The organism is Kribbella pratensis (assembly GCF_004365355.1).
Taxonomy (GTDB): Bacteria; Actinomycetota; Actinomycetes; order Propionibacteriales; family Kribbellaceae; genus Kribbella.
Window position 1 is genome coordinate 122,396 of record NZ_SODP01000004.1, and the last position, 24,975, is coordinate 147,370.

Sequence of the window (24,975 nt, forward strand, 5' to 3'; positions counted from 1 at the left end):
AACTCAGCTCTTCCGACGAGATCCCGAGCGGCGCTCGGACGGACGGGTGACCGGCTCACCGGCCTCCACCATGGTGTCACGCCGATCCGCACCGAACCGGGCCAGGGCGTCGGCCAGCTCCTCGACCGACGGCGACTCGGCCATCGCGTCGACGCGCAGGCCGTGCTCCTCGGCGGTCTTCAGTGTGGCCGGGCCGATCACCGCGATCACCGTCGACGCGTGCGGCTTGCCGGCGATGCCGACCAGGTTCCGCACGGTCGAGGACGAGGTGAACACGACCGCGTCGAACTTGCCCGACTTGATCGCCTCGCGGGTCGGCGCGGGCGGCGGCGCGGCGCGCACGGTCCGGTACGCCGTGACGTCGTCGACCTCCCAGCCGAGATCGGTGAGCCCGGCAACGAGTGTCTCGGTGGCGATGTCCGCGCGCGGCAGGAAGACCCGGTTGATCGGGTCGAGCACCTCGTCGAACGGCGGCCAGTCCTCGACCAGCCCGGCGGCGCTCTGCTCACCGCTCGGAACCAGGTCGGGACGGATGCCCCAGGCACCGATCGCCTCGGCGGTCTTGTCGCCGACCGCCGCGATCTTCAGCCCGGAGAACGCCCGCGCGTCCAGCCCGTACTCGTCGAACTTCTCCCGGACCGCCTTCACCGCGTTGACCGAGGTGAACGCGACCCACTCGTAGCGTCCCTCGACCAGACCGCGGATCGCCTTGTCCATCTGCTGCGGGTTGCGCGGCGGCTCGACCGAGATGGTCGGGACCTCTTCCGGCATCGCACCGTACCGGCGAAGCCGGTCCATCAGCGGGCCGGCCTGGTCCTTGGTCCGCGGGACCAGGATCCGCCAGCCGAACAGCGGCTTGGTCTCGAACCAGGACAGCGCCTCGCGCTGCTCGACCACGCTGCCGACGACGATGACGGCCTCGCCGGTCACCTTCGCGGCGCGCAGGTCGGTGACGATCGTCTCCAGCGTGCCGACGACGCTCATCTGCGCGGTCGTCGTACCACCGACCGTCGCCGCGACCGGGGTCGAAGCGTCGAAGCCGGCCTCGACGAGCGCGGCAACGGTCTCCTTCAACGTCTCCGTGGCGTTCAGCAGGACCAGCGTCTGCTTCGGCTGCAGCCGGGTCAGGTCGAGCTTGTTCTCGGCCAGGTCGACGACGGTGACCTCGCGGTCGCCCTTCATCGTCAACGGGATCCCGGCGTAGGTCGGGACCGCGCTCACCTCGCTCACACCCGGGACGACGTTGAACCCGATGCCCGCCTTCTTGCAGGCGGCGGCCTCCTCGGCGCCGCTGGAGAAGGTGAACGGGTCGCCGCTCAGCAGGCGTACGACGTTCGCGGCGGTCTTGGCGGTCTTCACCACGAGCCGCGCCCGGGCCGCGATCCGCAGCGCCCGGCTGCCCTCGGCGCCGGAGCCGTCGACGACCTCGACCCCTGCCTTGCAGTAGGTCAGGAACGCGTCGTGTTCGGGGCCCTCGACAACGACCGCGTCGGCGTTGGCGAGCACGTCACGGCCGGCCAGCGTCAGCAGTGCGGGGTCACCGGGGCCGACGCCGACGAATGTCACGTGGCCGAGTGGTCTGGTCTGCTTGACGGTACTGGTCGCAGCCTTCTGAGGTGCCGCGGTGGCCGCTGTCTTCGCGCTCACGTCTGCCTTCGCCCTCGTCGTTTTCCTGCTCGTCTTGTGGGCCGTCTTGTGGGCCGCCGTCGTAGTGCCCTGTGCCGGTGTCATGTTCGCTCCAGCAGTTCGTTCGCCAGCGCCTTGCCGAGAGACACCGGGTCGTCCACCGGCCCGTTCGCGGAGAGCCGGCGTACGCCGTCGTCCTGGCCGAGCGCGCCCCGCAGCCACAGCTCGGGGCCGTCCTCACCCTCGACCACCTCGGCGAGCGCGCCGACCGGAGCCGTGCACCCTGCCTCGAGCGTGGCCAGCAGTTGCCGTTCCGCCGTCACCGCCGCGCGGGTGGCCGGGTCCTCGAGGTGGGCCAGCGCGGCCAGCACCTCGGTGTTGTCCGCCCGGCACTCGATCGCCAGCGCGCCCTGCCCGGGCGCGGGCAGCATCTGGATCGGGTCCAGCGTCTCGGTGACCTCGGACAACCGTCCCAGCCGGGACACCCCGGCGCGCGCGACGATCACCGCGTCGACCTTGCCGTCGGTGACCAGCGAGATCCGGGTGTCCACGTTGCCGCGGACTCCGGTGCACTCGACCCCCAGGCCGAGCGCGTCGATCTGCGCGACGCGACGGGCGGCCCCGGTGCCGATGACCGAGCCGCGCGGCAGCTCGCCGAGCGTCAGACCGTCACGCGCAATGAGTACGTCGCGGGGGTCCTCGCGGAGCGGGATGGCACCGAGCACCAGACCGTCGACCGGCGCGGTCGGCAGGTCCTTCAGCGAGTGCACAGCGATGTCGATCTCGTCAGCCAGCAAGGCGTCGCGCAGTGCGCTGACGAAGATGCCGGTGCCGCCGATCTGCTCGACCGGGGCACGGTTCACGTCGCCGGTGGTCGTGATCAGCACGAGCTCGACCTCGTGGCCGAGCGCCCGCAACTCGTTGGCGACGAGGGTCGACTGCGCGGTCGCGAGCGCGGATCGACGGGTGCCGAGCCGGATCATGCCTGCTCACCTCCAGCGTTGCGGGCGTCCGCGGGCGTCTTGCTGGTGTCCTCGGGAGACTTGACCGCCGTCACCGCGTCCACTGTTGCCTGGTCGAGCGCGAACAGCTCCCGCAGCGCATCGGCGTACGTCGGTCCGCCCGGGTCTCCCCCGAGCTCCTTCACGCGGACCGTCGGGTTGTGCAGCAACTTGTCGACGACGCGGCGGATGGTCCGCGTGACCTCGTGCCGCTGCTGCTCGTCGAGGCCCGGCAGCCGGCGCTCCAGCCGGGCCAGCTCGGAGTCGACCAGCTCGGTCGCCATCGTCCGCAGCGCGACCACGGTCGGCGCGACCGATGCGGCCCGCCGGGTCGCCTCGAACGCACCGGTCTCCTCGCCGACGATCCGCCGTACCTCGTCGATGTCGGCTTCGCTGCCGCCCGCCGTACCGGCGAGGTCGGCGAGAGTCACCAGCGTGACGCCGGGGATCCGCGCCGCCTCGGGCGCGACGTCGCGCGGCAGGGCGACGTCGAGTACGCCGAGCGGCCGCCCGTCCGACGCGTTCCGGATCATCTCCTCGGTCAGTACGACGCCACGCGCGCCGGTGCACGACACGATCAGGTCGGCGTCGCGCAACGCGTCCGGCACGTCGGCCAGGTGGATCGGCGTACCGCCGATGCGATCGGTCAGCGCGACCGCGCGGTCATAGTTGCGGTTGGCAATGGTCACGCTCTTGGCGCCACCGTTGATCAAGGTCTGTGCGGCCAGCGAGGCCATCGAACCGGCGCCGACGATCAGTGCGCGGCGGCCTTCGAAACCACCGACCGCCTCCAGGCCGGCCGAGACGACCGAACGGCCGGCGGAGTCGATGCCAGTCTCGGTCCGGGCCCGCTTGCCGACCCGCAACGCGTGCTGGAACAGGGCATTCAGCTCGGTGCCGATGGTCTCCAGGTCCTGGCCGACGCGCAGCGTCTCCTTCACCTGGCCGAGGATCTGGCTCTCGCCGACGACCATCGAGTCCAGCCCGACCGCGACCTGGAACAGGTGCGCGACCGAGCCCTCCTCGAAGTGCACGTAGAGGTGCTCGGCCAGATCCAGCAGCGGCACGCCGGTGACGTCGGACAGGATCGCGGTGACCTCGTCCATCCCCGCGTGGAACCGGTCGACGGTCGCGTAGACCTCGGTTCGGTTGCACGTGGCAAGGACTGCCGACTCGGCAACGGCCGGGGTGTGCTTGACGGCCAGGGCCAGCTTGGTCGCCGCGTCCGCGTCGAGCGCCACCCGCTCGAGGACGTTGATGTCAGCGGAACGGTGACTGATGCCGACGACCAGGTAACTCATGCGCCGACACCTCCTCCGACACTCGGAAGATCACTGAGACCGTTCATCGCTGGTAGTTCGGGCACCTGGGGGAGCGCCGCCTCTCCGGACTTTCGTTGTTCGTGGTACGCCAGGATCTGCAACTCGATCGAGAGGTCCACCTTGCGGATGTCGACGCCGTCGGGCACGGACAGCACCACGGGCGCGAAGTTCAGGATGCTGGTCACGCCGGCGGCGACCAGCCGGTCGCAGACCTCCTGGGCCGGACCGGCGGGCGTGGTGATCACGCCGATCGAGACCCGGTCGCGCTCGACGATGTCCTCGAGCTCGGCGAAGTCGCGGACCTCCATGTCGCCGATCCGCTCGCCGACCAGCTTCGGGTCGGCGTCCAGCAGGGCCACGATCCGGAAGCCGCGGGTGCCGAAGCCGGAGTAGTTCGCCAGCGCGTGGCCCAGGTTTCCGATCCCGACGATGACCACGGCCCAGTCCTGAGTGACGCCGATCTCGCGGGCGATCTGGTAGCGCAGGTACTCGACGTCGTACCCGACGCCGCGGGTGCCGTAGGAGCCCAGGTAGGACAGGTCCTTGCGGAGCTTGGCGGAGTTCACCCCGGCCGCGGTCGCCAGATCCTCGCTCGACGCGGTCGCGATGCCGTTGTCCGAGAGCGCGGTCAGGGCCCGCAGGTAGACCGGCAAGCGCGCGACAGTCGCCTCGGGGATGCCGCGTTCGGTTCTCGTCGGCGGGCCGGGGCGACGGCTGCTGGCACGCGTCACAATTCTCCTGGGAGCGGTTGGTTCACCGCGGTCTGACGGCCGGCGGCGGTTCTTACTCTAGGAGCTTGTGAACGTGAGAACAAAATCGGCGAGGGTGACCTGCAAGACACCCCCTAGTTTGTCAAGGCCTTCCTGAGCCTCGCGGGGTCCACCCGCCAGAAGTCGTGCTGCTTCCCGTCGACGAAGGTGACCGGGATCTGTTCGCCGTACTGCGTGAACAGCTGGTCATCCTGGGTGATGTCGACCTCGCTCCACTCCACCCCCAGCTCGCCGCAGACCGAGCGGATGATCTCCCGGGCGTCGTCGCACAGGTGACAGCCGGGCTTCCCGTACATCACGACGCGGCTCATCGGCTGCCCTGCCGTAGCCGCCCCTTGGCGACCTTGCCCGTGACCGAGTGCGGGAGTTGATCCACCACCTCGATCTCCACCGGGGACTTGAACCGGGCGAGCCGGCCCTCGGCGTACTCCCGGACCGCCCCGACATCCACCGTGGTGTCTGCCTGCGGTACGACGAATGCCTTGACCGCCTCGCCGGTCTCCTCGGACGGCATCCCGATGACCGCCGCCTCGCTCACGCCGGGAGCAGCGACCAGCACGTCCTCGATCTCACTCGGGAACACGTTGAAGCCGGACACGATGATCAGCTCGCGCAGCCGGTCGACCAGGAACAGGTCGCCGTCCGCGTCCAGGAACCCGACGTCGCCGGTCCGGTACCAGCCCTCCGCATCCGGACCGTCCACACCGTCCGGCCAGTACCCGGAGAACAAGTTGCCGCCGCGGATCAGGATCTCGCCCGGATCGTCGCCCTCGACGTCCTCGCCCTGCTCGTCGGCGATCCGGAGCTCGACGTTCGGCAGCGGGCGGCCGACGGAGCCGGGCTTCGGCTCGGACTCCCCCAGAGTCGTGGTGACACCCGGGGACGCTTCTGTCAGGCCGTACCCCTGGTGCACGAAGTGGCCGCTGACCTGCTCGAAGCGGTCCGCGAGCGTGCGATCGAGCGTGGACGCGCCGGTCAGCACGACCTTGACCGACCTCAGAGCCTCGCGCAGATCGGCTCGCCCCAGGAGGGTGTGCAGCGCCGGCGGTGCGAGCGGCAGCCGCGTCACGCCGTACTTGCCGACCAGGCCGAGGGTCTCCTCGGGGTCCAACCGCTGCTCGACGATCAGCGCCGCACCGGTCGCGACGGCCCAGCCCAGGACGGCGTTCAAGCCGAAGGCGTGGAACATCGGCAGGACCCCGAGAACCACGTCCTCGGGCCCCATCCGGTCCTCCCCGAGCTCGGTGAGGTTCTGCACATTGGCGGAAAGTGCTCGATGGGTGAGCATCGCGGCACGCGGGTCCCCACTGGTTCCGGCCGTGTACAGCAGAACCGCGAGCGCCTCCGGATCGACTGCCAACGGTAACGGAGCGTCACCTTCGAGCTGGCCCGGCACCACTGTCCGGACGCCCTCGATCCGGTCCGCCAGGCCCGGCCCGGCGATCGCCAGCCGAGCTCCTGAGTGCGCCGCGACGGTCGCGATCTCGGGCTTGGTGAGCCCGGTGTTCAGCGGCACTGCGACCAGTCCGGCGCGGAGAATGCCCAGGTAGGACGTGACGAACTCGATGCTGTTGGCAACCAGGAGCAGGACCCGGGCCCCGGGCACGAGGCCGGCCGCGGCAAGTCCCTGAGCGGTCCGGTCGACGGCCTCGTCGACCTGGCTCCAGGTCAGCCGGCGGTCCCCGTCGACCAGCGCGGGACGCTCGCCGTGCCGTTGCGCTGTGTCACGAAGAATGTCCGCGAAATTCACGTTCACCAGGCGAGTCTGTCACGGCCACGGGGGCCACGGACTTTCAACCGGCTTGCCCAGAACGGTTGCAGCAGAGCGTGACCACCGATATACAGGTGACTTCGCGGGCGCGCTTCTGTCGAACCTCACACTGCAGAAACCCGGCCGCGCGGGGAACCTCATGCGCGATGCTCCACCCTCCCCGACAGCAGGCTGCTCCGCGTGCGGACGCAGTCCGCTGGCGCATTCGTGACGACCAGACCGGACGGAAGGCGGCACGCCTCAGGCTGTTGACAGTATGTGTCCGAGCGGCGACGCTCGGTGCGGTTCAGCCACTGTGGCCATTCGCGGATGTGTCAGAAGACGTGTCAGTTGAACGGGGAGAAAACTTGACCACGCCGGAGCCAAGCCCGGACGGGATGAGACGTGCAGAGCTCGTCGATCGCGCCCAGGCCGGGGACGTCGGTGCCTTCGGGGAGCTGTACGACGAGTACTCGCTCACCGTCTATCGCTACATCTACGCGCGGGTGTCCTCGTCGGCACTCGCAGAGGACCTGACCAGCGAGACGTTCGTCCGGGCGCTGCGCGCGCTGGACTCGTTCCGCTGGCAGGGCCGGGACTTCGGCGCCTGGCTGGTGACGATCGCCCGGAACCTGATCACCGACCACTACAAGTCCGGCCGGGTCCGGCTGGAAGTGGTCACCGACGAGATCGAGACCCACGACCGGCAGACCGAGGGTCCGGAGATCGATGTGCTCGCCGCCGCGACCGCCGAGGTACTGCGGGACGCGGTCGCGGGTCTGCCGGACGAGCAGCGCGACTGCCTGACGATGCGGTTCTTCGCCGGCCTGTCGATCGCGGAAACGGCCAAGGCGCTCGAGAAGTCGGAGGGCGCCGTCAAGCAACTGCAACTGAGGGCCGTGAGGCACTTGGCGAAGGTTATCCCCAAGGACTTGAGGTGAGGCGGATGACAACGAATGTCTTTCGTAACCCGTCAGCGAGTTTCCTCGTTCCTCTTCATGAGGACCTGTCGGTGACCCCGACTGGCCATTGAGGAGAACGAACATCATGAGTGACCTACACAGGGCTCGAGCGCGCGCGGAGTCATTCGCGCACGCCGTCGATCACGGGCCCCGTCACTCCGCGCGACTGAGCGAAGACCCCGAGTTGCTGGAAGCTGTGGAGCTGGTCGGACGGCTGAGGACCGCCGGCGCAGTTGCACCGCGACCGGAGTTCAGCGCCGAGTTGCGGCACCGTCTGCTGGAGCAGGCGGCGGCGCGCGCGGCGACCACTGCGACTCCGATGATGGTGCGCAGCGCACCGGACAGCTCGGACGACCCGCCGGGTCGCGAGGACGTTGGCGCGTCCGTGACAGCTATTCGCCGCCGACAGGGCCGGAGGATCCGGCTCGTGGCCAGTACCGCCGCGCTCGTCCTGCTCGGAGGTGGCATCGGTTCTGCCGCCGCCGCCCAGCAGGCCATGCCCGGCGACACCTTGTACGGGATGAAGCGCAGCATCGAGAACGTGTCGACCAATGTGAGCGTCGGGGGACGACTCACGCGGCCGGCGCGACCTCGAGCACGCGATGACCCGACTGTCCGAAGTCCGCCAGCTCGCCGACAACGGCGGCTCGGTGGGCACGATCAACGCGACCCTGGACGACTTCTCGGCGCAGTCCCGCAAGGGCGTGTCCCGATTGGTCGCGTCGTACCAGCAGGACGGCGACGAGAGTTCGATCAGCGCGATCACGGCCTTCATCACCAGCGCCCGCCAGGCTCTTGTGGGGCTCGCGCCCAAACTCCCGCCGGAGTCGCTGAAGTCCGGAGTGGAGGCGCTGGCGACGATCGAGCAGCTGGCGCAGCACACGACGGCGGCCTGCCCGAAGTGCGCGGCGCCGAAGTCGGCCACCACCGGCGGCACCACCACCAGCAAGCCGAACCGGACGACTCCCGGCAACGGTGAGCCGAGTGATCCGGCCAAGCCGGGGACAAGCACCAAGGCGTCCTCGACGATTCCGACACCCGGTGCGTCGACCACGCTCCAGCCGAGCACGTCGCCCACCAAGATCCCGAACACCACGATCGTCGAGGAGTCCACGGAACCGCCTCCGACGGCCCTGAAGACGCCACCGAAGACATCGTCGTCAAACTCGCCGACTGCGACGCCCACCGTGCTGCCTTCGCTGACTCCGACCACGCCGGCCTGGCCGTGGCCGTTCCCGACCGCACCACTGATCGATCTTCCAGGGATCATCAACACTTTGCTCCCGCCCTGGAAGTAGAGCACGACGTAGAGAAGCCCGGCACACCGATGGTGTGCCGGGCTTCTTCGTTGCTCCGGTCGTTGCTCCGGTCAGAAGAAGATGCTGCGGCGTTGCATCAGCAGGGTGTAGAGGGTCTGCTGGATGGTCTCGCGGACCTGGTCGGTGACGTTGAAGACCAGCATCGGGTCGTCGGGGGCGCCGTCGGCGAACTCGTCGGTGCGGATCGGCTCACCGAACTCGATCAGCCACTTGGACGGCAGCGGGATCAGCCCGAGCGGTCCGAGCAGCGGGAAGAACGGCGTGATCGGGATGTACGGGACGCCGAGCAGGCGGGCCAGCGAGGCGATGTTGCCGACCAGCGGATAGATCTCCTCGGCGCCGACGATCGAGCACGGGACGATCGGTACGCCGGTCCGCATCGCGGCGCTGACGAACCCGCCGCGCCCGAAGCGCTGCAGCTTGTACCGCTCGGCGAACGGCTTGCCGAGACCCTTGAATCCTTCCGGCCAGACGCCGACCAGGTTGCCCTGGCGGAGCAGGCGTTCGGCGTCGTCGTTGTTCGCCAGGGTCGCGCCGCCCTTGCGGGACAGCTCGCCGACGAACGGCGTCTGGAACACCAGGTCCGCCGCCAGCGTGCGCAGCGGCCGGCCGGTGTGGTCTGCGACGACGACCTGGGTCACCAGTCCGTCGATCGGCATCGTGCCGGAGTGGTTCGCGACGATCAGCGCGCTACCGTCGGTGGGAATGTTCTCGATGCCGCGCACCTCGACACGGAACCACTTCTCCACCATCGGGCGCAGCATCGGCAGCAGCACCTGGTCGGTCAGGTCGGAGTCGTACCCGAACTCGTCGAGCTCGTAGTCACCGCTCAGCCGCCGGCGCAGGAACGCCAGCCACTCGGCGACCCGGCGCTCGCCGTCCTCGCCGAACAGCTCCCGCACCACCCGCTCCAGCCGGCCGAAGTCCAGCCCGCCGAGATCCAACCCGGACAGGTCAGGCCCGTCGACGTCAGGCAAGGCCCCTGCCGTCTCGCCCACCCGGGGCTCTTGCGCAGCTACCCCCTGTCCGCTCACCGGACCGCCGGCCGCGGTGTCCGAGTCGGTGCGCTTGCCGTCAGGTCCGGATCGGGCGCGGCTGTTCTTCTTCTGACCGCCTCGTCCGGCGAGTGCGCGCGCGGCGGCGGACGGCGTCGTACGGCGTCCGCTCCCGCGGCCGGGCCGGCCGCCGGAGCCGATCGGGATCACATCCGCGTCAGCCACGCAACGCTCCCAGCCCCGCGCCGAGCAGCCCGGCGACCCGCGTCATCGCGCCGACCCCGAGCGAGGACCTGAAGTCGTCGAACGCCTCCGCGGTCGTGTACTTCGGCTCGAACCCGAACTCGGTCCGCATCCGGGTCGTGTCCACGCCGCGTCCGAACGTGAGAAAGGTGATCTGGTCCGGCGAGAAGTCCGCGAGCCGGGCCCGCCGGACGGCAGCGGCCGTGCTGGACGCGGTGAACGACGGCAGCCGCACCGTCGGGCGGCCGAGCCGGCGGATCGCCTGGGACAGCGAGATGATGCCGTCGCCGGCCAGGTTGAAAGTCCCGGGAAGGTCGTTGACGGTCGCGCGCTGGATCGCCTCGACGCCGTCGTCCTCGTGCAGGAACTGCAGGCGGGCGTCGTACCCGAAGACGGTCGGGACCACCGGGAGAGCGAAGTACCGCGTCATCGGGGAATCGGTCTTCGGGCCGATCCAGTTCGCCATCCGGAGCGTGGTGACGCAGACGTCGGGGCGGCGCCGGGCGAACCCGCGCACGTAGCCCTCGACCTCGACCGCGTCCTTGCTCAGCCCGTGGTGATGGATCGCCCGCGGCGCCATCTCCTCGGTGAACATGGCCGGATCGCGCGGACCGGCGCCGTACACGGTCGTCGAGGACTTGACCACCAGCTTGGCCACGCCGGACGCCTTCTGGCAGGCGGCGAGCAGCTGCATGGTGCCGATGACGTTGATCTCCTTCATCGACGAACGGCCGCCGGCACTGCCGGGGGTCGCCACGACGCCCGTGTGGACGACCGTATCCACGCCTTCGGCCGCGATCACCTTGGCGATCACGGGGTTGCGGATATCGGCCCGGACGAACCGGACCCGGCCGAGCTCGGCCCGCGGCGGGACCACGTCGACCCCGAGCACGGTACCGATCGCCGGGTCGTCGGCCAGCCTTCGGGCACAGCGAGCACCGGCGTCCCGCGAGACGCCGGTCACCATCACTACCTGTGCCACGAGCTACCCCCAGCCGGACCGGGCGCGGCGAACAGTACCTGCCGGCTACTTGCCGAGCTTGCGGCGCTGAACCCGCGTCTTCTTCAGCAGCTTGCGGTGCTTCTTCTTCGCCATACGCTTGCGGCGCTTCTTGATTACGGAACCCACGTCTGACCATCCAAACTCAAAGAGAACGTCGGCAAAGCTTACCTGTAGGTCACTCCCGCAACCTAAAGCAGCCTCCTCCACTAAACTTGACGTGACCTGGGGAGGTTGTTGTGAGGGCTCGGTACGACGGTCTGGCGGAGTGGTACGACGAGCGGTTCGTGGTCGACGCGGAGACACATCAGCCGGGGATCCTGGACCTGCTCGGGACCGGTTCAGGCCCCTGTCTGGACATCGGCTGCGGCACCGGGCGGAACTTCGAGACCATCCGGGCCAGCGGCCGCATACCGGTCGGCATCGACTACTCCACGGATCAGTTGCAGCGCGCCCGGACCCGCACCGACGGTCCTCTCGTGCATGGAGACGCCGCCGCGCTTCCGTTCGCCGACACGTCGTTCGACACCGCGATCTCAATGTGGATCTCGACGGACGTGGACGACTTCAACGCGGTCCTGCTCGAGGCGGCGCGAGTGCTGCGCCCGGGCGGGGTGCTGGTCGCGTACGGCGTACACCCCTGCTTCAACGGACCGCATGTCCTCTACGAGGAGGACGGCCGACGGACCGCCTACCCCACGTACCGGCAGTCCGGCTGGCACCACGAGTCCCCATGGTGGAGCGCGGAAGGCATCCGTCGCCGGATCGGAATGCGCCACGTCCCACTGGCCGAGTACCTGAACGCGATCATCACATCCGGCCTGACCGTCGAGCGCTTCGAGGAACCGGCCGGCCCCGACATCCCACACGCCCTGGCCTTCCGCGCCCGCCGCCCGGAGTGATGATGTCGGTGGGGCTTGATGTACTGCACGCATGGTGACTCTGGATCCTTGGACTGAGCTGGATTTCTCCCTGCTCGAGCGGTGCAATACGGCCGAAATGACGGCATACCTGGGCGGCCCGGAGACGTCGGAGAAGCTGCGGGACCGGCACCAGAAGTACGTCGCGAACGACTTTGTCGGCCAGATGTTCGTGATCGTCACCGCGGAGGGTGAGCGGGCCGGGTCGGTCGGGTACTGGGAGCACAGTGAGGGCAGCGAGACCGTCTGGGAAACGGGGTGGGCGATCCTGCCCGAGTTCCAGGGGCGGGGACTCGCGACGGCGGCGGTGAACGAGGTAGCGAAGGTTGCTGCTGCGGCCGGCACGCATCGGACGCTGCACGCCTACCCGGGGGTGGCGAACGGGGCGTCCAATGCGTTGTGCCGGAAGGCTGGATTCACCTTGCTCGGTGAGCGCGACTTCGAGTACCCGAAAGGACACTGGATGCGCTGCAACGACTGGAGTCTCGACCTCTAGGCAGCCTTGCGGACTGCCACTGGGGCGACCTGGGAGCCCGCTGGCAATGCGCAGTACGGTGGTCGCATGGCGTACGTCGTCTTTATCGCCGGGCTCGTGGTGGTGCTCGCGGGGCTGGCCTGGTTCGCTTCCTGGGCGAAGCGGCGCGGGCACGGGTCCGGGGTGGCCGGCGCGCTCGCGGCGTACGACGAGGCCTATCGGACGACCGCGCATCAGTCGCACCACGAGTTGCGGCAGCAGGCCGACCGGAAGTCCGAGAGCGGATCGCCGGACGATCTTTAGCGCAGGAAGTCCGCTATCGGGCCTAGCGTGAGCAGACCGCTGCCGGCCGCGTGCTCGTCTGCGGCTGGTGCCAGCGCTGCCTGCGCTTTCTCGAGCAGCTGACCGTCGCCTGAGTGCCGGGCCGCATGTGCGGTCAGCGCCCAGTAGGTCTCCAGTAGGAGCCCAGGCGGTGGAGTCAGCGAGCCCTTCACCCACGGGGTGTGTGGCCCGTAGTCCGCCTCGGGGATCGGCTGGTCGTGACGGATGGCGTGCGCGGCCAACGCCAGCGGGAGCAGACCGTCACTCAGACCGGGCATGCCGGCCCCGTTCAACAGGGCAGCGGCGGCGCGGTAGGACTCGGGAGTGTCGTCGCGAAGGGCGGCGTACCAGCGGGTGAAGACGCCCACGAGCGGGAGTTCGTGACGAGCGGCCAGCGCGTCTGCGGCTGTGGCATGTTCGTCGGCCGCCGCGTGGTCGGCCCGCGCACAGGCGGACTGGAGCCGGATCAGATGGCCGAGAACCTCATAGGTAAAGAGATCGTGGCGTTGCGAGAGGCTGACGAGCTCGGCGCCGATGGCGTCGCGTTCGGGAGCGAGCCCGGCTCGATGGAAGGTCTGCATGAAGACGCCGTTCAGCGTGAACGCCAGCAGCGCTGGATCGTCCAGCCCGCGCGCGAGCTCCTCGGCCTCGAGCGCTGCCTCGCGAGGACGCGATGATCGCGACCCGCGCGATTCGAGTGCGATCGTGGCGAGGAGCCGAGCGCGGATGCTCGGGTGCTCCTGCGCCGGCAGGACCCGTTCGGCCGCAGCGACGATCGCCGCGGCCTGCGTCTCGTCGTCGGAGCGCGTCCAGATCGCCGGTACGTCGTACGCGCCGATGACACGCGCTGTCAGATCAGGGTCGGCCAGCTCCTCGGCGGCTGTGATGGCAGCCAAGCGGTGTCGACGAGCCGTCTCCAGCCCACCGCCGCCGGTGACCGCGAGATTGCGCAGCAGCCCGACCGTCGACTCGATCCGGGCACGTGTCCCGCCGACCACGCGGTCGTACGCCGCGGCCGTCTCCGCCCACACGCTCCCGGCAGGCGTGAGATGCGCGGCCCGGTTGAGTATGTCGGTCTCCAGCTGGCTGAGCGCCGGACCAGGATCGACGCCAAGCTGACCGACCAGAGTCTCGCGAGCGCGACGCAGTACGGCGAGAGCGTCGCCTTGCCGCTCGCTGCGATACAAGGCCAACGCCAGCAACCGCCACGCGTCCTCACGCCACGGGTGCTCGGTCACGTGCGCATCAAGGTCCGGCACAGCCTCCCCCGCCAGCCCCAACGCCAGCCGTGCCTCACCTACCCGCTCCATCGCCCGCAGCCGCAACTCGGTCAGCCGCGAACGCTCGGCCAGCGCCCACCCTTCATCCGCATACTCCGTGTACGCCGGACCGCGCCACAAGTCCAGCCCCGCAAGCAGTTTCAGCAACAACTCCCCCGGCGGCAACGACGCCTGCACAGCCGCTTCGAACCGCCAGGCATCCACCGCCTCGGTCCGCAACGCATAGCCAGGCCCTTCGGTCACCAGCAACCTGGCTGGTGTCCGCGGTTGCCGATCCGGCTCGATCGCCCGCCGAAGCGCAGCCACGAACGTCCGCAACGCACTCAACGACCCCGGCGGCGGATCCACCCACAAGTCATCCACGAGCACACTCGCCGGCACGACCCGCCCTCGCGCCACGATCAACCGAGCGAGCACCGCCCGGTGCCGCGGCCCCTTCAGATCAACCGGCTCCCCGTCCCAGGCCACCACCGGCCCGAGCACCCCGAACTCCACCCAGCCACCGTAGCGTGCTCATCGAACGCTCATCTGCATCCGCCAGGCTGATCGGCGTGAACGAATTCGACTATCACCAGGTCCACGCGAACGGCCTGACCTTCAACGTTGCGGTCGCCGGTACCGGCACGCCGGTGGTACTGCTTCATGGGTTTCCGCAGACGCATCTGATGTGGCGGCATGTCGGGCGGGAGTTGGCGGCGGAGTACACCGTGATCTGTCCGGACCTTCGGGGGTACGGCGGGAGTGACAAGCCGGACGGGGACTACTCGAAGCGGGCGATGGCGGCGGATGTCGTCGCGGTGGCCCGGGAGCTCGGGCATTCACGGTTTGCACTGGTAGGGCATGACCGGGGTGCGTTGGTGGCGTCCCGGGCCGGGCTCGATCATCCGGAGGTGGTCTCGCACCTGATGTGCTTGGACGTGTTGCCGACGCTCGACATGTGGGAGGTGATGCAAGGGACGAGCGCGGCGGTGGGGTTCCATCTCTACCTGATGGCGCAGCCGGCCGGGTTGCCGGAACGGATGATCGCCGCGAGCTCCGACGAGTTCTTCGGGTACTTCCTGGACCTATGGGCAAACGATCCGGCCGCGATCCCGGCCGACGTACGTGCCGCTTACCTGGCAGCCTGCAGGCGCGCGGTGCCGTCGATCGTCGCGGACTACCGGGCCTCGGCGACGATCGACGTGACACACGACGAGGAAGACCTTGCTCAGGGCAACAAGCTGCGGATGCCGGTCACGGTGATCCAGCAGGACTGGGGCGCCGCCCTCGGCTTCGACGCGGCCGCCCGCTGGAAGGCCTGGGCGACCGACCTCCACCACCAGACCACCACCGCCGGTCATTTCATGGCAGAGGAAGCGCCGGACGAGATCAGTGCCGCGATCCGCGCACTCCTCCAGCGCTGACGTATGTGTTCTTCCGGTCGCGGGCATGACGAAGGGGCCGGTCCAGAGGTGGATCCGGCCCCTTCGTCTCTCGTTGTTATCCGGCTTGGAAGAAGGCGCCTTTGAGGTAGTCGTGCACGGCGTCCTCCGACACCCGGAACGAACGACCTACCCGCACCGCGGGGAGCTCTCCGGAGTGCACCAACCGGTACACCGTCATCTTGGACACGCGCATGGCCGTGGCGACTTCCGCCACGGTCAGGAACTTCACCTCGGCGAGCGGCTGCTCACCACCGGACTTCTTTGATGCCATTGCGCACCGCACTTCCAGCACGGATCGTGCGCCGGCTTCCCCTCCGGCACCTCCGTCCGTGCATGCAACGAGCGTAGTGGCTGTTGGTACGAATGGGAAAGAGGGGGACTCCTGTGACTCAGTATGTTGAATCAAGACCTAACAAAGGGAAGCTCGCGTCGCGTGTCGCCTTGATCGCGCGGTCGAGCCAGGTGTTCGGGTTGTAGCCGGACGACCAGTCGACGTACTTCGCGTCCTGCCCGTCGGTCATCCGCATCGGGGCGACCCGGCCGAAGCGGATCTGGATCTCCTCGCGCCACCCCTCCGGCACCGCCGTCAGCGGGTCGATCGGGTTGCCCGCGACGATCGCCAGCAGATGCGTCCAGGCCCGCGGTACGACGTCGATGATCGCGTAGCCACCGCCACCGGTAGCGACCCACTTACCGTCCGCCACCTCATGTGCAAGGTCGTGCAGGGCCGCGTACGCCGCCCGCTGCCCGTCGATCGTCTTCGTCAGGTGCGCCAGCGGATCCTCCACATGCGAGTCACACCCGTGCTGCGTGACGAGCACCTGCGGCCGGAACGCCTTCACCACATCCGGCACGACAGCGTGGAACGCCCGCAACCAGCCCGCATCCCCAGTGCCGGGCGGCAGCGCAACATTGACCGCCGACCCCTCGGCGCCCGGCCCACCCGTCTCACCCGCACTCCCAGTACCCGGGAAGAGCGTGGTCGGCGACTCGTGCAAGCTCACGGTCAGCACTCGCGGATCGTTGTAGAACACGGCCTGTACGCCGTCCCCGTGGTGCACGTCGACGTCGACGTACGCCACCCGCTCGGCGCCGTGGTCGAGCAGCCACTGGATCGCGATCGCCGGGTCGTTGTACACGCAGAAGCCGCTGGCCTGGTTGGGCATCGCGTGGTGCAGACCGCCGGCGATGTTCGCGGCATGCAGTACGTCGCCCTCCCAGACCGCGCGCGCCGCCTCGACCGAAGCGCCGACGATCTGCGCCGAGACCTCGTGCATCCCCGGGAAGCAGTACGTGTCGGAGGTGCCGAGGCCGTGCACTGGATCGGCCTCGTCGGGGTGCTCCCCCGCGCTCTTCACCGCGGCGACGTACTCCGGGGTGTGCACGGTCTCGAGCAGCGCATCGTCGGCCGTCGGCGCGGGCACGACCTTCAAGTCGTCGAGTACGCCGAGCGCCCGCGCGAGCTTGATCGTCAGCTCCACGCGGATCGGACTCATCGGGTGCCCACGGCCGAAGTCGTACGCCGTCAATCCGTCGTCGAAGACCAGCAACGCCTCACCGCTCATGCACCTGACCTTAACCTTCACGCGCCAGGAAGCGCCTTCCCGAACCTGGCGCTCATCCAGTAAGCGCCTCGCCGGGCATGGAAGACGGTCATCACCACAGCACCGACAGCTCCGGCAATCAGCGACACCCACACATGGTCAGCCACATCAGCCAACGCGAGCAGTGACCCTGCGATCGCAAAGGCCGCCAGGCCGCCGATCGCGTTGTTGGTGGCCGAGTTCCCGGTCAGGTTCGGGAACTCGCGGCCGGTGATGCCCTGCACGAAATGGGGTATGCCGTTGAAGCCCATCAGTCCGGCCAGGAAGGCCAGCACGATCGCCTGGATCATCGGAACAGCCTCGATTCAGTCTACAAGTGTTGACTGAACGGTAGACCGCAGAACGCCATTGAGTCAACGTGCGTAGACTGAAGCTCATGGCCACCAGGGTGGAACAGCGGCAGCGGACCGAGGCGCGGATCCTGACCGCCGCACGCCGGCTGTTCGGCGAGCACGGCTTCGACCGGACGACGATCCGCGCGATCGCCACCGAAGCCGGCAGCGATCCCGGCCTGGTGATGCGGTACTTCGGATCGAAGGAGAAGCTGTTCGCGCAGGCGGCCGCGATCCCCGCGGACGGGCCGATCGAGGGTTCGCCGAAGCAGATCGCCCAGCAGCTCACCGCGGCACTGACCGACAAGCTGGCCGACGAGCCCGCGGCTGCCCTCGCCGCTCTACGGGCGATGTTCAGCTATCCCGAGGCCGCCGAGGAGGTGCGCGCGGCGATGACCTCGCAGCAGCGGCAGGTCGCGGCGCACTTGCCGGGGGACGACGCCGTACTGCGGTCCGGGGTGATCGGAGCGTTGACGCTCGGGCTGGTGATCAGTCGCCACCTGGTCCGGCTGGACGGATTGGACGCGTCACCGGAGGAATTGATCGCGGTCGTCGGCCCGCTCATCGAGGAGCTGACGACGGGCGCCTGAGACAAGGAAAAGACGGGTCGGCGCAACACCCCTCCCAGTCGCGCCGGCCCGTCTGTGGTCCAACAGTCGATTCATCGGCGGCGGACTGCAAAGCGTTACAGAATTTGCAGGTTCCTGCAGACCTACGCCTGAACAGGCGCCGGACCGGGCCGTTTCCGCCCCGTTTCCGGGGTGATCCGACTGCGGACAGTGAGATTCGGACTTGCGGGTGCCACGGAGCAGGCCGCACAGTACCTCCCGTGAGGCAAATGAAACCCAATCGGCGGCAGATCTTCGCAGTCGGAGCGGCAGCCGCCGTCACCGTGGCCGTCTCGACCGAAACCGCATCCGCCACCACGGCGTCAACCTCTGCAACCGCTGCCACGTCAACAGGCCCGTACGGCTCGGGCGTGCTCGGCTCCTGGGCGAACGGCACCCGGGCCATCTCGACCACCACGCAGATCCACCGCGTCCTCGAGACCGACGGCGTGTACATGTTCGGCGACAGCATCTCCGTCCAGGACGGCAAGTCGCTCGCGACCCGGCTGCTCGGTCGCGACGGCAGCCAGATGGCCGTGAACAACTGGTCCAGCCGGCCCACCTCCGGCGCCGTCGACGCGCTGCAGCAGTGGGCGTCGGCGTACGGTCTGCCGCGCCGGATCCTGATGGCGAGCGGGTCGAACGACATCTTCGACCCGCCGAAGTTCGCTGCCCAGCTCGATCGTGCGATGGGCATCGCCGGCCGCAACCGGATCGTGTACTGGGTCAACATCCAGGCCGTCCGCAAGAGCGTCGACGCGACCATGCAGCTCGCGGACCAGCGCAACAGCTCGTGGCTGAACATGCAGATGTACGACGCGCAGGAGAAGTACCCGAACCTGCGGATCATCCGCTGGGCCGAATGGCTCTGGGTCAAGCCGTACCGGCTGCTGAACTACCTGCGCGACGGCGTCCACCCGTCGGTGCCGTTGGGTCAGGACGCCCGCAACGAGTTGATCGTCCAGTCGCTGACGGCTCGATGAGGTACGCTCGTTACGTGAACACGAACTTGCAGCTGTGGTGGGCCGCCTAGGGCGGTCCACCCGGCGTGTTCGCACGCAGCCACCAAGGCCGCCTCTCCGAGGCGGCCTTTTTCTCTGCCCTTCTCGGTGAGGCCCACACACCGAAAGGGCACGATCATGACCTCACTTTCCGGCATCACCCCGTCCGGCCGGCTGACGCTTGGCAACCACCTCGGCGCGCTGCGCCGGTTCACCGACCCGGACGGCTTCTACTTCGTCGCGAACCTGCACGCGATGACGACCAAGCACGATCCGCGAAGACTCGCCGCCCTCACCCGCGAGTTCGCGACGCTGATGCTCGCGGCCGGCGTACCCGAGGGCACGGTCTTCGTGCAGTCCGACGTACCCACACATGCCCAGCTCGCCTACCTGCTCGAGTGCACGTCGTACGTCGGGGAGCTGTCGCGGATGATCCAGTACAAGGAAAAGGGCAACCGCCCGATGACGCGGGCGTCGCTGTTCACGTATCCGTGCCTGATGGCCGCGGACATCCTGCTGTACGGCGCGGAGCGGGTCCCGGTCGGCGGTGACCAGGACCAGCACGTCGAGCTCGCGCGGGATATCGCGATCCGCTTCAACCGCGAGTACGGCGAGACGTTCGTCGTACCGCAGCTGAACAAGGCGGCGCTGGCGACGCGGGTGAAGGACCTGGCCAATCCGACCGCGAAGATGAGCAAGTCGGCCGCGGACGACGCGATCGGCACGATCCGGCTGCTCGACCCGCCGGACGTGATCCGCCGGCAGATCATGCGCGCGGTGACGGACTCCGAGAACGAGGTCCGGCACGACGAGGCGAACAAGCCGGGTGTCACCAACCTGCTGGACATCCTGGCCGCGTGCACCGACAGCGATCCGGTCGAGCTCGCCAAGTCCTACGCGTCGTACGGCGCTCTCAAGCAGGATGTCGCCGACGCCGTCCTCGCGGTGATCGACCCGTTGCAGAAGGAGTACGCGCGCCTCGCGACCGACCCCGGCGCGGTCGAGCACCTGCTCGTCCAGGGCCGGGACCGGGCACTCGACGCGAGCACTCCCCGACTCCAGGCAGCGACACGGGCCATGGGTTTGGCAGGATCGGCTCCATGAAGCTTCGTGCCGCCACGTTCAACATCCGCAACTCCTCCGCACCCGACGGCGACAACGCCTGGCCGGTACGGCGGAAGGCGGCGGTGGCGGCGATCGAGCAGCTGGACGCGGACGTGGTCGGGCTGCAGGAAGTGCTGCCCGACCAGCTCGAGTACCTGGCCTGGCGGTTCCCGAAGTACGAGATCGTCGGCGCCGGCCGGGACGACGGGATGAGTGCGGGTGAGCATTCCGTCGTCCTGGTCCGGCCCGGTGACTGGCGGATCGAGAAGCACGAGACCCGCTGGCTGTCCGACGACCCGGGTACGCCGGGATCCGTCGGCTGGGACGCCGACCTGACCCGGATCGCCACGCTGGTGTGGCTGCGGCATCGCAACGGTACGACGGTCGGCGTCGTGAACACGCACTACGACCACGCCGGAGAGGTCGCGCAGCTGCAGTCGTCGCGGCTGATCGCCCGCTGGATCAGTGGATCGCTGCCGTGGATCGTGATGGGCGACCTCAACGCCACCCCCGATTCACCGCCGGTCAAGTCCCTCGTCGACGCCGGCCTGTCCCTCGCCGTGCCGCTGTCGGCAGGCGGCAGCTGGCACAACTTCACCGGCGCCGTGGACGACGACCGCATCGACCACATCCTCGTCACCTCGACGTGGACGGTGACCGACGCGGCCGTCTCGCACTACCGCCCCGACGGGCGTCTGCCCAGCGACCACTGGCCCGTGGTCGCGACGCTAGATCTTGGCTAGCACCTCTTCGCGCAGGCGCTCGAGCGCCTCGAAACGCCGGTTGCCGTCGCCGAGGAACGCATCCGGCACCAGCAGCTCGTCGATCCCGGCCGCCGGGTACTGCGCGACCACGTCGAGCACCTCCTGCGCCGACCCCATGATCACGTGCGCGCCGTTGCCCTCCAGCCGCGCCTTCCGCTCTGCCGCCTCGGTGTCGCCGGGCTGGATCACCTCGAGGAACGTCTGCGCCGACCGCCGTACCGTCTTCGGATCGCGGCCGATTCGCTCGCAGTGCTCGGCGAAAACCTCACCCTTGTGGGTCGCAAGGTCCGGCCGGCCCCAGTGGTTCCACTCGTCCGCGTACTTCGCAACGATGCCCAGGGCAACCTTCTCGCCGGAGGCGCCGATCAGGATCGGAAGGTGCGCGGGCTTCGGTTCGCACGGTGCATCCTGCAGTTGGTAGTAGATGCCGTCGAACGTCGTCCGCTCCTGCGTCAGCAGGCCCTTGATCACCTGGCAAGCTTCCTCGAACCGCTTCAGCCGCGGGCCGATCGGCGGCAGCTCGATCCCGTACACCTCGTGCTCGTTGACCTGCCACCCCGCGCCGATCCCGAGCACGAACCGCCCGTTCGCCATCTGGTCGATCGTCGCGGCCGCATTCGCAACCACTGCCGGGTGCCGGTAGGTATTACCGAGCACCATCGACCCGACCCGCACACGGGAGGTCCGGGCAACGATGCCGGCGAGCAGCGCGAGACACTCGTTGACCGGCACGGTCAGGTCGTCGCTGTTCTGCATGAAGTGATCAGCTATCCAAACGCCGTGCCAGCCGGTGCGTTCGGCGTACTCCGCTCCTTCGAGTACGTCGTTCCAGGTCCGGGAGGCCGCGGGCCACAAAGAGAAGTCCATGCGGTCATCCTGCCTCTTGAGCCGCGAGGACTGCCTCTCCGTTCTGTTCTGCCCATTCTGTGAGCATGCGGATCGGGCCCATCAGCGTACGGCCGAGGTCGGTCAGGTCGTACTCGACGCGTGGCGGTACGCCGCCGTAATCGGTCCGGGTGACCAGACCGTTGGTCTGCAGGCGGCGCAGGGTCTGGGTCAGCACCTTCTTCGAGATGCCGCCGATCAGGTCGACCAGCTCGGAATGCCGTCGCGGGTGGTCGTTGAGTCCCCACAGGACGACCACCGCCCACTTGTCCGCGATCACTTCGACGGCCAACCGCGCCGGGCAGTCGGCCAGGAAGATGTCGCCGGGTTCCACACCGTACACAGCTGTCAGGGTACCCAGCGGTTCCCACGGCGCTGTCTAGCGTTCCGTGCCATGAACGCTCTTCCCGAAAGCACCCACCGGCTCTTCACCGAGCCGAAGGACGTCACGATCATCACCATCGACCCGGACGGGTCGCCGCAGGCCTCGCTGGTCTGGGTCGAACGCGACGGTGACGAGCTGCTGATCGGTCTCCAGGCACCCCACCGCAAGACCCGCAACCTGTTCCGCGATCCGCGCGTGACCCTGCTGATCCAGGACGACCAGGTGAGCTCCCGAGGCATCACCCAGTACCTGGTCGTCCGGGGCACCGTAAAGCTCCACGGTCCCGGCGTCGCGGAGGACTACAAGGCGCTGATGGATCGGGAGACCCAGCGGTACCTCGGCCTGCCGGAGTTCCCGTTCGGCGAGGGCATCTGGGACACCGGCGTGGTGACGCGGGTGACCGTCGAGCGGATCAGCGGCGAAGGACCGTGGACGGTCAGATGACGATGTGCCAGCGGAGCAGGAAGGCGCCGATCGACAGCACGAGGTACAGCAGGACGAGCGCGGCGCCGATGCCGGGGCGCGGGCGATGGCGGCGTACGGGCGTGTCCGCGGCCTGAGCCCGGATCGCCTCCATCACGGCGCCGACCTCCGCGGTGCGGTCCTTGGGGATGCCGTTGATCTCGTTCTCGTCCGGGCCGCGAGTGAGGACGACGTAGTCGTCGCCGATCTCGATCGAGTCCACGTCCTGCCAGGCCAGGCTGCGGATCAGCATGCTGGTGCGTGCCTTCAGCGCGGTCTCGGTCAGCTCGACCCGGTACAGCACGACGCCGCCGGCGACGCGGACGACCGAGGCGCCGATGATCGTCAGCAGGCCGACCGCGAGCATGTCGCGGGCACCCATCCAGAGCCACGAATTCAGCCCCGGCACGACGATGAACGGCAGGATGAACAGCGCCCAGGCCCACCACGGCGCCGGATCCAGCGGGACGCGCCACGGCAACTGCGGCACGTCGGCTCGCTGCGCGACCTCGTGGTGCTGCTGCGCAGGCGCGGTGTCCGGCTCGACCGAACCATTACCCATGGGCGGGACCATAGCGACTCAACCCTTGCACAAGGAAGGAACTGCGGCGCCCAACCATAACGCCAGCAGTGCGAGAGGTGTTATTCGGCGGCTATTCTGCCGCCAGGTCGCGGGAACGGTTGCGTGCGGCCTCGATCGCCGAGAGGAACGCGGCGCGGACCTTGTGGTCCTCCAGCTCGCGGACGGCGGCGGCCGTCGTACCGCCCGGGGACGTCACGCGCTCCCGCAGCACCGTCGGGTGTTCGCCGGTCTCCCGCAGCAGCTTCGCCGAGCCGACGACGGTCTGGACGACGAGGTCGGTCGCAGTAGCGCGCGGGAGGCCCATGTGTACGCCGGCCTCGATCATCGACTCGACCACGAAGAAGATGTACGCCGGGCCCGAGCCGGAGATCGCGGTCACCGCGTCCTGCTGCTTCTCCGGCACCCGGACGACGCGACCGGTCGCGGCCAGCAGGCTCTCGGCCAGCTCGAGGTGGCTCTCGTCGCAGTGCGCGCCCCGGGAGATCGCCGCCATGCCCTCGTCGACCAGCGCCGGCGTGTTCGGCATCACGCGGACGACGGCGACGCCCTCGGGCAGGCGGGACTCGACGAACTTGGTGCTGATGCCCGCGGCCAGGGAGATGACGGTCTGGCTCGGCTGGATCGCGGGGGCGATCTCGGCCAGCAGATCCGGCATGTCCTGCGGTTTCACCACCAGCACGAGCGTCTCCGCCTGCTTCGCGGCGTCCAGGTTGGAGACGACGTCAACGCCGTACCGCTCACGCAGCTCGGTGGCGCGCTCCTCCCGGCGCTCGGTGATCAGGAGCTCCTCCGGTCGCCGCCCGGCCCGAATCAGCCCGGACAGCAACGTCTCCCCCATCACCCCGGCCCCGAGAACGGCCACCTTTGCACTCATGGTGCACAGGTTACTGCTGAGCGCTCCGGCTACTTCTTGCTGATCAAGGAGCGGGCGAAGAACTGCAGGTTGGCGGGGCGCTCGGCGAGGCGGCGGACCAGGTAGCCGTACCAGTCCTCGCCGTACGGGATGTAGATGCGCACGGTGTGGCCGAGGCCGGCCAGGCGGAGCTGCTCCTCGGGACGGATGCCGTAGAGCATCTGGTACTCGTAGCTTCCCGGCCGGCGGTTCGCGCGGTCGGCGAGCGCGCCCGCGATCGAGATCAGCCGGGGGTCGTGCGACGCGATCATCGGGTAGCCGGCGCCGTTCATCAGGACCTTCATCGCCCGGACGTACGCCTTGTCGACCTGACGCTTCTCCTGGAACGCGACCGACTCGGGCTCCTTGTACGCACCCTTGCAGAGACGGACGCGGGAGCCGGCGTGTGCCAGGTCGCGGCAGTCGGCCTCGGTCCGCCTGAGGTACGCCTGCAGGACCGCTCCGGTCTCGGGGAAGTCCTGGCGCAGCTCGCGCAGGATGCCCAGCGTGGAGTCGGTCGTAGTGTGGTCCTCCATGTCGAGGGTCACCGTCGTACCGGCGTTGCGGGCGGCGAGGCAGATGGTCTGGGCGTTCTCCAGCGCGATCTTCTCGCCGTCGCCGGGCAGCGCCTGGCCGACCGCGGACAGTTTGACCGAGACCTCGGCGTTCTTGGTCAGGCCGGCGGCGGCGAGCTGCTTCAGCAGGTCGAGGTACGCGTCGGCGGTGGCCTGCGCGGCGGCCAGGTCGGTGACGTCTTCGCCGAGGTGGTCGAGGGTGACGTTCAGCCCGTTGCTGACCAGCTTCTCGGTGGCCAGCACGGCCTCCGGAGCGGTCTCGCCGGCGACGAACCGCGCCACGATGCCACTGGACACCGGGAGCGACGACACCGCTTTCTTGATCTGGGGGCTGCGGGACATGCCCAGCAGGACTCGCCGAAGCACTACGTG

Annotated in this window: 29 protein-coding genes; 11 read left to right on the top strand and 18 right to left on the bottom strand. The window is 68.8% G+C overall.

The window, feature by feature from the left end:
• Positions 1-3 precede the first annotated feature (3 nt).
• From EV653_RS34915 to EV653_RS34940, 6 genes are all read right to left on the bottom strand, one after another.
• On the bottom strand, positions 4-1,731 hold the full coding sequence (locus EV653_RS34915) for a uroporphyrinogen-III synthase (protein ID WP_134109684.1): 1,728 nt from the start codon (positions 1,729-1,731) through the stop codon (positions 4-6).
• Positions 1,728-2,609 carry a hydroxymethylbilane synthase gene (gene hemC, locus EV653_RS34920; RefSeq protein ID WP_134109686.1) on the bottom strand — a complete coding sequence of 294 codons (882 nt, stop codon included), beginning with the start codon at positions 2,607-2,609 and terminating at the stop codon, positions 1,728-1,730. The genes EV653_RS34915 and hemC overlap by 4 nt, the downstream gene beginning before the upstream one ends.
• Complete coding sequence (locus EV653_RS34925) at positions 2,606-3,928, bottom strand: glutamyl-tRNA reductase (RefSeq protein WP_134109688.1); 1,323 nt, start codon at positions 3,926-3,928, stop codon at positions 2,606-2,608. Before EV653_RS34925 ends, hemC begins: the two co-directional genes overlap by 4 nt.
• Positions 3,925-4,680, bottom strand: coding sequence for a redox-sensing transcriptional repressor Rex (locus EV653_RS34930; protein ID WP_130441960.1), 756 nt, complete (start codon positions 4,678-4,680; stop codon positions 3,925-3,927). Before EV653_RS34930 ends, EV653_RS34925 begins: the two co-directional genes overlap by 4 nt.
• A 113-nt stretch (positions 4,681-4,793) precedes the next feature.
• Positions 4,794-5,030 (bottom strand): glutaredoxin family protein, encoded by a 237-nt coding sequence (locus tag EV653_RS34935; RefSeq protein WP_134109690.1) that lies wholly within the window; start codon positions 5,028-5,030, stop codon positions 4,794-4,796.
• Complete coding sequence (locus tag EV653_RS34940) at positions 5,027-6,475, bottom strand: class I adenylate-forming enzyme family protein (RefSeq protein ID WP_134109693.1); 1,449 nt, start codon at positions 6,473-6,475, stop codon at positions 5,027-5,029. Before EV653_RS34940 ends, EV653_RS34935 begins: the two co-directional genes overlap by 4 nt.
• Before the next feature lie 392 nt (positions 6,476-6,867).
• Between EV653_RS34940 and EV653_RS34945 the strand changes: the two genes are divergently transcribed.
• Both EV653_RS34945 and EV653_RS42385 read left to right on the top strand, forming a co-directional pair.
• Positions 6,868-7,410, top strand: a complete 543-nt coding sequence (locus EV653_RS34945; RefSeq protein WP_130384882.1) for a sigma-70 family RNA polymerase sigma factor — start codon at positions 6,868-6,870, stop codon at positions 7,408-7,410.
• 623 nt (positions 7,411-8,033) lie between these two features.
• The gene (locus EV653_RS42385) at positions 8,034-8,729 is read left to right on the top strand and encodes a hypothetical protein (protein ID WP_238160659.1); all 696 of its coding nucleotides are present in this window, start codon (positions 8,034-8,036) and stop codon (positions 8,727-8,729) included.
• A 71-nt stretch (positions 8,730-8,800) separates the two neighbouring features.
• On the opposite strand, the gene EV653_RS34955 is transcribed toward EV653_RS42385, so the two are convergent.
• The 3 genes from EV653_RS34955 to EV653_RS34965 are packed head-to-tail and all read right to left on the bottom strand — an operon-like array spanning position 8,801 to position 11,117.
• A complete protein-coding gene (locus tag EV653_RS34955; RefSeq protein WP_134109695.1) occupies positions 8,801-9,970 on the bottom strand; it encodes a lysophospholipid acyltransferase family protein in 1,170 nt (389 codons plus the stop codon).
• A complete protein-coding gene (locus EV653_RS34960; protein WP_238160660.1) occupies positions 9,963-10,970 on the bottom strand; it encodes an NAD-dependent epimerase/dehydratase family protein in 1,008 nt (335 codons plus the stop codon). The genes EV653_RS34955 and EV653_RS34960 overlap by 8 nt, the downstream gene beginning before the upstream one ends.
• Before the next feature lie 45 nt (positions 10,971-11,015).
• Complete coding sequence (locus tag EV653_RS34965) at positions 11,016-11,117, bottom strand: 30S ribosomal protein bS22 (RefSeq protein WP_008356322.1); 102 nt, start codon at positions 11,115-11,117, stop codon at positions 11,016-11,018.
• A 110-nt stretch (positions 11,118-11,227) separates the two neighbouring features.
• Here EV653_RS34965 and EV653_RS34970 point away from each other — a divergent pair, with 110 nt between their 5' ends.
• From EV653_RS34970 to EV653_RS34980, 3 genes are all read left to right on the top strand, one after another.
• Positions 11,228-11,890, top strand: coding sequence for a class I SAM-dependent methyltransferase (locus tag EV653_RS34970; RefSeq protein WP_134109697.1), 663 nt, complete (start codon positions 11,228-11,230; stop codon positions 11,888-11,890).
• Positions 11,891-11,921: 31 nt separating this feature from the next.
• Positions 11,922-12,404: a GNAT family N-acetyltransferase gene (locus EV653_RS34975; RefSeq protein ID WP_134109699.1), complete on the top strand. Its 483-nt coding sequence runs from the start codon at positions 11,922-11,924 to the stop codon at positions 12,402-12,404.
• 66 nt (positions 12,405-12,470) lie between these two features.
• Positions 12,471-12,686 (top strand): hypothetical protein, encoded by a 216-nt coding sequence (locus EV653_RS34980; protein WP_134109701.1) that lies wholly within the window; start codon positions 12,471-12,473, stop codon positions 12,684-12,686.
• Here EV653_RS34980 and EV653_RS34985 read toward each other — a convergent pair.
• Entirely contained in the window at positions 12,683-14,479 is a 1,797-nt protein-coding gene (locus EV653_RS34985; protein WP_134109703.1) for an AfsR/SARP family transcriptional regulator, read from the bottom strand. The genes EV653_RS34980 and EV653_RS34985 overlap by 4 nt on opposite strands.
• Positions 14,480-14,535: 56 nt before the next feature.
• On the opposite strand from EV653_RS34985, the gene EV653_RS34990 reads away from it, so the two are divergent.
• Positions 14,536-15,387 carry an alpha/beta fold hydrolase gene (locus EV653_RS34990; protein WP_238160661.1) on the top strand — a complete coding sequence of 284 codons (852 nt, stop codon included), beginning with the start codon at positions 14,536-14,538 and terminating at the stop codon, positions 15,385-15,387.
• Between the two features lie 76 nt (positions 15,388-15,463).
• On the opposite strand, the gene EV653_RS34995 is transcribed toward EV653_RS34990, so the two are convergent.
• The 3 genes from EV653_RS34995 to EV653_RS35005 all read right to left on the bottom strand — a co-directional run bounded on the left by EV653_RS34995 (position 15,464) and on the right by EV653_RS35005 (position 17,302).
• Complete coding sequence (locus EV653_RS34995) at positions 15,464-15,679, bottom strand: helix-turn-helix domain-containing protein (protein WP_012923942.1); 216 nt, start codon at positions 15,677-15,679, stop codon at positions 15,464-15,466.
• A 118-nt stretch (positions 15,680-15,797) separates the two neighbouring features.
• On the bottom strand, positions 15,798-16,973 hold the full coding sequence (locus tag EV653_RS35000; RefSeq protein ID WP_134109705.1) for an acetoin utilization protein AcuC: 1,176 nt from the start codon (positions 16,971-16,973) through the stop codon (positions 15,798-15,800).
• Between the two features lie 17 nt (positions 16,974-16,990).
• Complete coding sequence (locus EV653_RS35005) at positions 16,991-17,302, bottom strand: hypothetical protein (RefSeq protein ID WP_134109707.1); 312 nt, start codon at positions 17,300-17,302, stop codon at positions 16,991-16,993.
• 86 nt (positions 17,303-17,388) lie between these two features.
• On the opposite strand from EV653_RS35005, the gene EV653_RS35010 reads away from it, so the two are divergent.
• The 4 genes from EV653_RS35010 to EV653_RS35025 all read left to right on the top strand — a co-directional run bounded on the left by EV653_RS35010 (position 17,389) and on the right by EV653_RS35025 (position 20,800).
• A complete protein-coding gene (locus tag EV653_RS35010; RefSeq protein WP_134109709.1) occupies positions 17,389-17,934 on the top strand; it encodes a TetR/AcrR family transcriptional regulator in 546 nt (181 codons plus the stop codon).
• Positions 17,935-18,182: 248 nt separating this feature from the next.
• Positions 18,183-18,935 carry a hypothetical protein gene (locus EV653_RS35015; protein WP_134109711.1) on the top strand — a complete coding sequence of 251 codons (753 nt, stop codon included), beginning with the start codon at positions 18,183-18,185 and terminating at the stop codon, positions 18,933-18,935.
• 156 nt (positions 18,936-19,091) lie between these two features.
• Entirely contained in the window at positions 19,092-20,057 is a 966-nt protein-coding gene (gene trpS, locus EV653_RS35020) for a tryptophan--tRNA ligase (protein ID WP_134109713.1), read from the top strand.
• Complete coding sequence (locus EV653_RS35025) at positions 20,054-20,800, top strand: endonuclease/exonuclease/phosphatase family protein (RefSeq protein ID WP_134109715.1); 747 nt, start codon at positions 20,054-20,056, stop codon at positions 20,798-20,800. The genes trpS and EV653_RS35025 overlap by 4 nt, the downstream gene beginning before the upstream one ends.
• Here the strand turns inward: EV653_RS35025 and EV653_RS35030 are convergent.
• Together EV653_RS35030 and EV653_RS35035 are read right to left on the bottom strand one after the other, a co-directional pair.
• Positions 20,786-21,688, bottom strand: coding sequence for a TIGR03560 family F420-dependent LLM class oxidoreductase (locus tag EV653_RS35030; RefSeq protein ID WP_134109717.1), 903 nt, complete (start codon positions 21,686-21,688; stop codon positions 20,786-20,788). The two genes, EV653_RS35025 and EV653_RS35030, sit on opposite strands and share 15 nt — an antisense overlap.
• A 4-nt stretch (positions 21,689-21,692) precedes the next feature.
• A complete protein-coding gene (locus EV653_RS35035; protein ID WP_134109719.1) occupies positions 21,693-22,049 on the bottom strand; it encodes a winged helix-turn-helix transcriptional regulator in 357 nt (118 codons plus the stop codon).
• Positions 22,050-22,100: 51 nt separating this feature from the next.
• Here EV653_RS35035 and EV653_RS35040 point away from each other — a divergent pair, with 51 nt between their 5' ends.
• Positions 22,101-22,535 carry a TIGR03618 family F420-dependent PPOX class oxidoreductase gene (locus tag EV653_RS35040; protein WP_134109721.1) on the top strand — a complete coding sequence of 145 codons (435 nt, stop codon included), beginning with the start codon at positions 22,101-22,103 and terminating at the stop codon, positions 22,533-22,535.
• Here EV653_RS35040 and EV653_RS35045 read toward each other — a convergent pair.
• The 3 genes from EV653_RS35045 to EV653_RS35055 form a co-directional block, all read right to left on the bottom strand.
• Positions 22,528-23,115, bottom strand: coding sequence for a hypothetical protein (locus EV653_RS35045; protein WP_238160662.1), 588 nt, complete (start codon positions 23,113-23,115; stop codon positions 22,528-22,530). The two genes, EV653_RS35040 and EV653_RS35045, sit on opposite strands and share 8 nt — an antisense overlap.
• 91 nt (positions 23,116-23,206) lie before the next feature.
• On the bottom strand, positions 23,207-24,010 hold the full coding sequence (gene proC / locus EV653_RS35050; RefSeq protein WP_134109725.1) for a pyrroline-5-carboxylate reductase: 804 nt from the start codon (positions 24,008-24,010) through the stop codon (positions 23,207-23,209).
• A gap of 29 nt (positions 24,011-24,039) precedes the next feature.
• Positions 24,040-24,969, bottom strand: coding sequence for a proline dehydrogenase family protein (locus EV653_RS35055; protein ID WP_134109727.1), 930 nt, complete (start codon positions 24,967-24,969; stop codon positions 24,040-24,042).
• Positions 24,970-24,975: the final 6 nt, after the last annotated feature.